General features: G+C 51.4%; 9 protein-coding genes and 1 pseudogene. 6 read left to right on the plus strand and 4 right to left on the minus strand.

What is annotated here, in order from left to right; translation table 11 throughout:
* Positions 1-7: 7 nt before the first annotated feature.
* From trkA to def, 4 genes and pseudogenes are all read right to left on the minus strand, one after another.
* Positions 8-1,383, minus strand: a pseudogene (trkA, locus tag LH51_RS07225) (Trk system potassium transporter TrkA).
* Positions 1,380-2,711 carry a 16S rRNA (cytosine(967)-C(5))-methyltransferase RsmB gene (gene rsmB / locus LH51_RS07230; protein WP_036521038.1) on the minus strand — a complete coding sequence of 444 codons (1,332 nt, stop codon included), beginning with the start codon at positions 2,709-2,711 and terminating at the stop codon, positions 1,380-1,382. The pseudogene trkA and the gene rsmB overlap by 4 nt, the downstream one beginning before the upstream one ends.
* On the minus strand, positions 2,711-3,658 hold the full coding sequence (fmt, locus tag LH51_RS07235) for a methionyl-tRNA formyltransferase (RefSeq protein ID WP_036521041.1): 948 nt from the start codon (positions 3,656-3,658) through the stop codon (positions 2,711-2,713). Before fmt ends, rsmB begins: the two co-directional genes overlap by 1 nt.
* A gap of 24 nt (positions 3,659-3,682) precedes the next feature.
* Complete coding sequence (def, locus tag LH51_RS07240; protein ID WP_036521044.1) at positions 3,683-4,201, minus strand: peptide deformylase; 519 nt, start codon at positions 4,199-4,201, stop codon at positions 3,683-3,685.
* A 175-nt stretch (positions 4,202-4,376) separates the two neighbouring features.
* Here def and LH51_RS22380 point away from each other — a divergent pair, with 175 nt between their 5' ends.
* The 6 genes from LH51_RS22380 to LH51_RS22385 all read left to right on the plus strand — a co-directional run.
* Positions 4,377-4,745 (plus strand): LysM peptidoglycan-binding domain-containing protein, encoded by a 369-nt coding sequence (locus LH51_RS22380; protein ID WP_235263591.1) that lies wholly within the window; start codon positions 4,377-4,379, stop codon positions 4,743-4,745.
* Complete coding sequence (locus tag LH51_RS07245) at positions 4,700-5,410, plus strand: hypothetical protein (protein WP_235263592.1); 711 nt, start codon at positions 4,700-4,702, stop codon at positions 5,408-5,410. Before LH51_RS22380 ends, LH51_RS07245 begins: the two co-directional genes overlap by 46 nt.
* 12 nt (positions 5,411-5,422) lie before the next feature.
* Positions 5,423-6,529 carry a DNA-processing protein DprA gene (gene dprA / locus LH51_RS07250; RefSeq protein ID WP_036521047.1) on the plus strand — a complete coding sequence of 369 codons (1,107 nt, stop codon included), beginning with the start codon at positions 5,423-5,425 and terminating at the stop codon, positions 6,527-6,529.
* A 112-nt stretch (positions 6,530-6,641) separates the two neighbouring features.
* Positions 6,642-7,130: a 5-(carboxyamino)imidazole ribonucleotide mutase gene (gene purE, locus LH51_RS07255; protein WP_036521049.1), complete on the plus strand. Its 489-nt coding sequence runs from the start codon at positions 6,642-6,644 to the stop codon at positions 7,128-7,130.
* A gap of 18 nt (positions 7,131-7,148) precedes the next feature.
* Positions 7,149-8,279 (plus strand): 5-(carboxyamino)imidazole ribonucleotide synthase, encoded by a 1,131-nt coding sequence (locus LH51_RS07260; RefSeq protein ID WP_036521051.1) that lies wholly within the window; start codon positions 7,149-7,151, stop codon positions 8,277-8,279.
* Positions 8,280-8,426: 147 nt separating this feature from the next.
* Positions 8,427-8,593: Sua5/YciO/YrdC/YwlC family protein (locus tag LH51_RS22385; RefSeq protein WP_235263594.1), on the plus strand; the 167-nt coding region annotated here is incomplete at its 3' end.

Below are 8,593 nucleotides of genomic sequence, written 5' to 3' on the forward strand. Positions count from 1 at the left end.
GGCAACCTCAGAAGAAAGTCAGGCCAACCTGAAACAGGCGCTCAACTTCAGGAATCCGGCGTTTATCAACCAGAAAAAGTATCACGTGGTCATTATTTTCTACCACGATATCGTCATGGGCGATTAATACTTTGTCGTTACGGATGATGGCGCCGATAGTGGTGCCTTGAGGTAAATTGATGTCTTCAATAGCGCGTCCAACAACTTTGGATGAGTTGCGATCACCATGTGCTATCGCCTCCATAGCCTCAGCTGCACCACGTCGTAAGGAGTGTACTGCAACCACATCACCGCGACGGATATGAGTTAACAAGGAGCCAATGGTGGTTTGTTGTGGCGAAATGGCAATATCGATCACCCCACCCTGTACCAGGTCTATGTAAGCCGGATTGTTGATCAGCGTCATAACCGTACGTGCACCCTGGCGTTTTGCCAGCATCGACGCCATGATGTTGGCCTCGTCATCATTGGTCAGCGCACAGAATACATCGGTGTCTGCAATGTTCTCTTCAATCAATAGATCACGGTCAGAAGCGCTGCCATGTAGCACGATGGTGTTATTAAGCTTTTTGGCCAATAGTTGGCAGCGTGGCAAGGAGCGTTCAATGATTTTGACTTGAAAGCTCTGCTCGAGGGTTTCAGCCAGCCTGGCGCCAATATTCCCTCCTCCAGCAATAATAATGCGGCGATAGGGCTTATCCAGGCGCCTGAGCTCACTCATGACTGAACGGATATCGCGTTGTGCCGCTATAAAAAACACCTCATCATCCGCCTCGATAATGGTGTCGCCCTTTGGAATTATAGGGCGGTCCTGACGAAAAATAGCGGCAACTCGCGTATCAACATTAGGCATGTGTGCACGCAGGTAGAAATTTCCCGGCCAACGAGCGGACCGCCATAATAGGCACGTACCGCAACTAATTGCGCTTTACCTTCTGCGAAATCCAGCACCTGTAATGCGCCAGGATGCTGAATCATTTTTTTGATGTGGCGGGTAACGGACTCTTCCGGGCTGATTAATACATCAACCGGCATGGCCTTTGAGCCAAACAATGCTCTGTTATTATAGAGGTAGTCATGTTCACGAATGCGGGCAATTTTGGTGGGAATATTGAATATCGTATGTGCGACCTGACAGGCAATCATATTGACCTCATCAGAATTAGTCACGGCAATCAGCATATCGGCATCACGTGCACCGGCTAAGGCAAGCATCGAAGGATTGGAGGCTGGCCCATCCAATGTGCGTATATCCAGCCGATCGGCCAGTTCACGTAATCTGGCGGCATCAGTATCAATGATGGTGATGTCATTGGCTTCGCTGGCGAGGTTTTCTGCCAGTGTGCCGCCTACTTGCCCTGCCCCTAAGATGATTATGTTCATAATCCACTCTGTCCGCTGTCGGTCGACTTGATCAGTTTGGCATAGAAAAAGCCATCATGGCTGTGTAGTTTCGGGAAAAACTGCAGCCCCATCGGGCATGCTATACCCCAGGGCAACGCCAGAGGCTGAAATAGTGCGTCCGCTTGTTGTTTACAGAAGCGTTCAATAATACGCTCATTTTCCTGCGGAAATACTGAGCAGGTGGCATAGAGTAGTGTGCCACCCGGTTTGAGCAGACTCCAAAGGTTAGTCAGAATGCTCATTTGCAGGCTGGCCAGCTTTAGCAGGTCTTCATTCTGGCGCAATAACTTGATATCCGGATTGCGGCGGATAACACCACTGCCGCTACAAGGTGCGTCTAGGAGAATGCGGTCATATAAACTGCCATCCCACCAGCTATTTGAAGCGGCATCGCCGTTAATGAGTTGACAGCGGTGACTGAAGTTCAGGCGTTGCAGATTATCGCGAATGCGTTGAGAGCGCGCCTCGCTGAGTTCCAATGCGGTAACGCATGCGCTGTCCGGCAGGAGTTCCAGCAACTGCCCCAGTTTACCTCCGGGTGCCGCACACGCATCAAGTATATGCTCATCAGCTTTGGCATCGAGCAGGTAGCCACTGAGTTGTGCCGCTTCGTCCTGAACGCTGCACCAGCCTTGGTCAAAGCCTGGAAGATGGTGAACATCCATGGCTTCATCCAGAATAATAGCTTGTTCGCACATACTCCCGGCTTTAGCACTAATACCTTCCTGTTGTAGCTTGTCTAGATAGTCATCCCTGGATAGTAAGTGCTTATTAACTCTGAGTGACAAGGGCCCTTTTATATCATTTTGAACCAGAATAGATTGCCACTGATCTGGCCAGTTGTGCTGTAGTTTGTCCAGCATCCACTGTGGGTGATTCCAGTGGTAGGCATCAGAGTGCTGTGAGAGGGTCTGGTCAAGGGTGATAGCTTCACGTTGGTAGCGTCGCAGCACGGCATTGATCAATCCTTTGGCCCAGTCTTTATTCAGTAGCCGTGTTAACTCAACGGTTTCATGCACAACCGCGTGTTCAGGTATACGCATTTCACGCAACTGATATAAGCCCAGTAGCAGTACAGCATATAGATCATAATCTTTGGACTGAAAGGGTTTTTTAAGCAGGTGTTGTGCCAGGGCGTCGAGACGGAAGAACTCGCGGGTACAGCCATAACACAGTTGTTGCAGCAGGGCTGTATCGCGCTCGCTGACCTGTGCTTGAGCATTGGGTAGTAATGAAGCTAAGGAGCCCTGTTGGCTCAGTAATCCTTCGAGCAGTCGAGTGGCGACCAGACGTACATCAACAGCCACTAGGAAAACCTCATGCCGATAGTAAACGGGTGCTGGCCATTCAGTAAGGCACTGACTGGCTGAGCCCGTTTGCCGGGTAATTGAATGTTAGTAAGCTTTAATACGCCCTGACCGGTGGCAACCTCAAGGCTGTCCCGATGAATGGCAATCAGAGTACCTGGTGGGTTAGCCGTTACCACAGTTGTATCTGCTTCAGCCTGCCATATACGTAAGGTTTCGTCTTCAAGTTGACAGAAAGCAACGGGCCAGGGGTTGAGTCCACGAACCTGCAATGCCAATTGTGTGGCTGATGCAGACCAGTCAATACGCCCCTCTTCCTTGAGTAGCTTGGCGGCATAGCAGGCCAGGCCGTCATCTTGCTTTGCAGCGCTGAGTTGACCTTGGGTAAGTGCAACCAGGCTGTCTATCAGTGTATCGGCTCCGAGCATCGCCAGGCGATCATGAAGACTACCAGCCGTGTCATCTGGCTGAATCTCAGTCGTGCGTTTATATAGCATTGCACCTGTATCCAACCCTGCGTCCATTTGCATGATAGTGATGCCGGTTTGTTGATCGCCAGCCAATAGTGCTCGGTGAATCGGCGCCGCACCGCGCCAGCGTGGCAAGAGTGACGCATGGACATTAATACACCCCAGAGGGGGCAGACTCAGTACGCTTTGTGGCAGCAGCAAGCCATACGCGGCAACGATCATCAGGTCAGGTTGAAGGGCCGCAAGTTCAGCAATGTCCTGTTCAGATTTAAAGTTTTGTGGCTGATAAACCGGCAGGTGGTGCTGTAGTGCCAATTGCTTGACCGGACTTTGCATCAGCTTGCGACCGCGTCCAGCGGGTCTGTCTGGTTGGGTGTAAACACCAACAATATGATGTGAGTGCTGCAGTAATGCGGCCAGGCTACTGGCTGCAAACTCCGGCGTGCCGGCAAAAACAATACGTAGCGGCGACTTCATGCACAGGGCTCCGGTTACCTATGATCAGTGTTGAGGCTGCTGATCGAGTTTGTGTTGTTTTTCCAGTTTGCTACGGATACGGCTGCGCTTCAGTTTGGATAGGTAGTCAACAAACAGCTTGCCATTAAGATGATCCAGTTCGTGTTGAATGCAGACAGCCAACAGGCCTTCCGCTTCAAAACTCTGTGGCTTGCCATCGCGACCCAAAAATTCCACTTTGATGTGCTTTGGCCGGGTCACGGTTTCATAAAACCCGGGCACAGATAGACAACCTTCTTGCATCTCATCCAGCTCTTTCTGGATAACGCTGAAGCTTGGATTAATTAACACTAACGGCTCAGACTCATCTTCAGATAAGTCCATAACCACCACCTGCTTGTGAACATTGACTTGTGTTGCTGCCAGGCCTATGCCGTTGGCAGCGTACATGGTTTCAAACATATCATCGATAAGTTGAATAATCTCGTCGTCGACGATGGTGACTGGTTCCGCAATTGTGCGTAAACGTGGATCAGGAAATTCAAGAATATTGAGCTTGGACATAGGTCTGCATCATATTAAGAGGCTAGAATAGCAAGATAGGTGACGTTTTAATCTATTAGGCCTATTATACTGAATACTAAACTGAATGCATTGTTATGATGCCTGGAAGTGCTTTTAATTCCCGAAAAATCGGAGGTTGGAAGTGGTGATGGTATCTGATCAAAGGGAAGCGGATATGAAAAAACTGCTATGTGGGCTGCTGACAGCAGGCCTGCTTTTCACCAGCGTGGCTGCAGCTCAGGCCAGCCAAGATCAGTTACAGCTGAAACAGAATCATCCAACAGAGTATGTCGTTATCAAGGGTGATACCCTCTGGGATATTTCCGGGCATTTTCTCAACCGGCCTTGGCGCTGGCCGGAAATCTGGGGGGTGAATCCGCAGATTGATAACCCCCATCTGATTTACCCTGGCGATGTTATATACCTGACCTGGGTAGATGGGCAGCCAAGGCTTGGCTTGCGCCCTGGCGATGGTCGCTTGAGCCTCAGGTTCGCGACATGCCGCTGGAACAGGCCATACCAGCCATTCCGCTCCGTGATATAAACAGCTTCATTAGTGATAATCTGGTGGTTCAGGACGATCTGCTGCAGCAGGCGCCTTACGTGGTTGGCGGTGATAATCGTCGGCTGATCACTGGCGCAGGCGACAGAGCCTATGCACGTGGGGAGTTGCTGCGTAATGATCGTAATCAGGCGGTGTACCGTCCCGCTCGTGAGTATATCGATCCAGTCACAGGCGAGTTTCTGGGATACGAGCTGTTTAAGGTCGCAGACGCTGCTATTTCAGCGGTGCAAGAAGATATTATTACATTGGATTTGAAGAGCTCCAATGAAGAAGTGCGTGCAACTTACCGGGTGTTACCAACTGAAGAAACTCGCATTCAGTCTGTCTTCTATCCAAAGCCAGCGCCAAACGGCCAGGAAGGTTTTATTATCGGATTGCTCAAAGGTGTTTCCAGTGCCGGGCAGTATGATGCGGTGGTGTTGAATGTCGGTCAGCGGGAGCAGATCGAGCCAGGACATGTGTTTTCAATCTACCGCACCGGTGAAGTGATACGCGACCCTGTGGCTAACGATACAGTGCAATTGCCCTCGGAACATGCGGGTATATTGATGGTATTCAAGTCATTCGATAAGGTGAGTTATGCTTTGATCATGCGAGCAACCAATGTCATTTCTGTTGGGGATGAGATTCGCAACCCCAACTGACAGGAGTTTTTTATGCGCTGCGATCCAAGGGACTGGATCGCTGTCAGTCAGGTGCCCGGGCTGGGTCCGGCCACTTTGGCTCAACTGACAGCGGCAGGCTATACACCGGCTGATATTCTATCTCAGCAATTGCCGGATACTGTACGACTGCGTGCAGATACCCGGCATTTTTTCACACGTAATTCCTCCGTAAAGCTTTTTCAACATGCTGATCAGTTGCTCAGAATGGCTGAGTCTCTTGATCTACAGGTCATCAGCTACGACTGCCCTGGCTACCCTCCTTTACTACGTCAGATCCATGATCCGCCAGCAGTTCTCTGGCTACGGGGTGATGTGAAGCTATTAGTCTGTCCGCAACTTGCCGTTGTTGGTAGTCGCAAGCCTTCACCTGGTGGTTTACAGTCGGCACTGCAGCTTGCGTGCTCTTTGGCTAGTGCTGGTTTCATTATTACCAGCGGTCTTGCGCAGGGTGTGGATGCTGCCGCTCATCAGGGGGCGCTCAATGCAGCAAGACCGACGTTGGCGGTTCTGGGTAGCAGCCCGGAGCTTATCTATCCGCGCGGCAATACCCGTTTGGCTGACGCTATTCTGGCACAGGGCGGCGCGTTAGTTTCGGAGTTTCCACCGGGAACCAGGCCTCGTCCAGAACATTTTCCAAGACGAAACCGCATTATTAGTGGCTTGAGCGTCGGTACGCTGGTGGTCGAAGCGGCTTTGCGAAGCGGCTCTTTGATTACAGCCCGTTTAGCCATGGAGCAAGGGCGTGAAGTATTTGCCTTGCCTGGTGCACTGAGCAATCCTTTGGCCAGGGGCTGTCATGCATTGATACGTGAAGGGGCTGTGCTGGTGGAAACGGCTGCGCATATTTGCGAACCCCTGGCCCCCCTGCTGGGATTTTTGGATGGTACATCGGTAGATATGGTCGTAAATCCGCTGCCTGACCCTGTTGCACCGGAACTACAGTCGCTGTTGGCATTGTTACGACAAGAGTCCTGGACATTAGATGCATTGCGTTCTGAAACCGGGTTAACTGTGAGCGAATTACAACAACAGCTGATAAAGTTGGAACTTGCCGGTAAAATAGCGCTAGTAGGCAACCGCTATAGTGCTTTTGCCTGACAATAAATGAATCTGTTTCACTTTTCCCGTCCAGCGTTTAAGGGTATCCTGCTGGGCTTTCATTTTTTACAAGTGCCTTTCCGGTGCCTTGTTGCGCTACAGGATTTAGACAATGCAGCCAAAAGTTGGGGTAATTATGGGTTCCCGGTCAGACTGGCCGACCATGGAGCATGCCGTGAATATGCTGGAAAAGCTCGGTGTTGCCTATGAGACACGGGTGGTTTCGGCGCACCGTACACCTGACCTGCTGTTTGACTATGCCAAGAGTGCCGCCGACAGAGGTTTGCAGGTCATCATAGCCGGCGCTGGTGGGGCCGCCCATCTGCCTGGTATGGTGGCATCCCAGACGGCTCTGCCAGTGTTGGGCGTGCCGGTTGAGTCAAAGGCGCTCAGTGGCATGGACTCATTGTTATCTATAGTACAGATGCCCGGTGGTGTGCCTGTAGGTACCCTGGCAATAGGTAAAGCCGGGGCAACCAATGCGGGTATTCTCGCCGCTCAGATAGTGGCATTGCAGGATGTGTCTGTCAGGAGTGCTTTGCAAAACTTCCGGGATGAACAGACCCGGACTGTTATGGATAATCCTGATCCCAGAGGTTGAACAAAGGTGAATAAATCCATGCGAATAGGTGTCCTTGGTGCCGGACAGTTAGGTCAGATGTTGGCGTTATCCGGTTATCCGCTCGGCAATCGTTTTGCTTTTTTTGATACCACCGGTAGTCCGAGTGCCGATATAGGTACAACGCTGAGTGACAGTTCGGGCGAAAAACTGGACGAATTTCTTTCGCAGGTTGACCTGGTCACCTATGAATTTGAGCATCTGCCCTTGGCGCTGGTACAGCAAGTGGCCCAGCAAAAGCCGCTTTATCCGGGCGTCGAAGCGCTACGAGTGTGTCAGAACCGTGAGGCGGAGAAGGCGCTGTTTGATCAGTTATCTATCCCTGTTGCTGACTATCGTCTGGTCAGCTCAGCGGAACAATTGGCGCAAGCCTGTGCTGAGTTGATGCAGGCAGGAGCGCCTGCCGTCGTGGCCAAGTCGATTACGGAAGGCTATGACGGTAAGGGTCAGGCCGTGTTGCGTGACCCGGCTCAAGCGAATGAAGCCTGGGCGCAAATAGGTCATGCACGTCTGATTGTTGAGGCTTTCGTCACCTTTGTTCGCGAAGTATCGATCATTGCTGTACGTGGTCAGCAAGGTGAGGTGGTGTTCTACCCGCTGGCGGAAAATAACCACGCAGATGGCATACTGCGCTATTCAGTCGCTCCTTTGCCTGACCTGAGTGACGCCGTGCAGCGTCAGGCTGAAGACTATATTCACAAGCTATTAGATGCATTGGATTATGTCGGTGTACTGACGCTGGAGCTGTTTCAGCAAGCGGATGGTACGCTGCTGGCTAATGAGATGGCTCCCCGTGTGCATAACTCGGGGCATTGGACACAAAATGGTGCGATTACCAGCCAGTTTGAAAATCATCTGAGAGCTGTCCAGGGGCTGCCGCTAGGTTCGACCCAGGCGATAGCGCCTACCTGTATGATCAATATTATCGGTTGTATGGGTGATGCTGCTGCTATTTTGGCCGTGGAAGGGGCGCATTTGCACCTCTATGGTAAATCAGAGCGTGCCGGGCGAAAGTTGGGCCATGTTAATCTGGTTGCGGCTGATATGGAAACCCTGCTACAAAGGGTCAATCAGGTTGCGGCATTATTACCTGATTCACCGCCAGCTGTATTTAGCTTTGTAGCTGACTAATAAGCTGACAAATAAATAGTAGCGTGTATCTATGAATTCCTGGCAGTTACAACAGACTGTGCGTGTAATGCAATCCGGAGGGGTGATCGCCTACCTACTGAAGCTGTTTGGGGGCTGGGTTGCGATCCTTATGACCAATCCGCCGTGATGCGGCTGCTTAGACTTAAGCGGCGTCCTGTACACAAGGGTTTGATTCTCGTCGCCGCTTCACAGGCGCAGATTGCGCCTTTGTTGAAGGGCTTAGCAGCTGAGCAGCAGACCTGGCTGGATCAGACCTGGCCTGGCCCGAATACCTGGCTGTTGCCCGACCCCAC

It is taken from the genome of Nitrincola sp. A-D6 (genome assembly GCF_000764495.1).
Classification (GTDB): domain Bacteria; phylum Pseudomonadota; class Gammaproteobacteria; order Pseudomonadales; family Balneatricaceae; genus Nitrincola.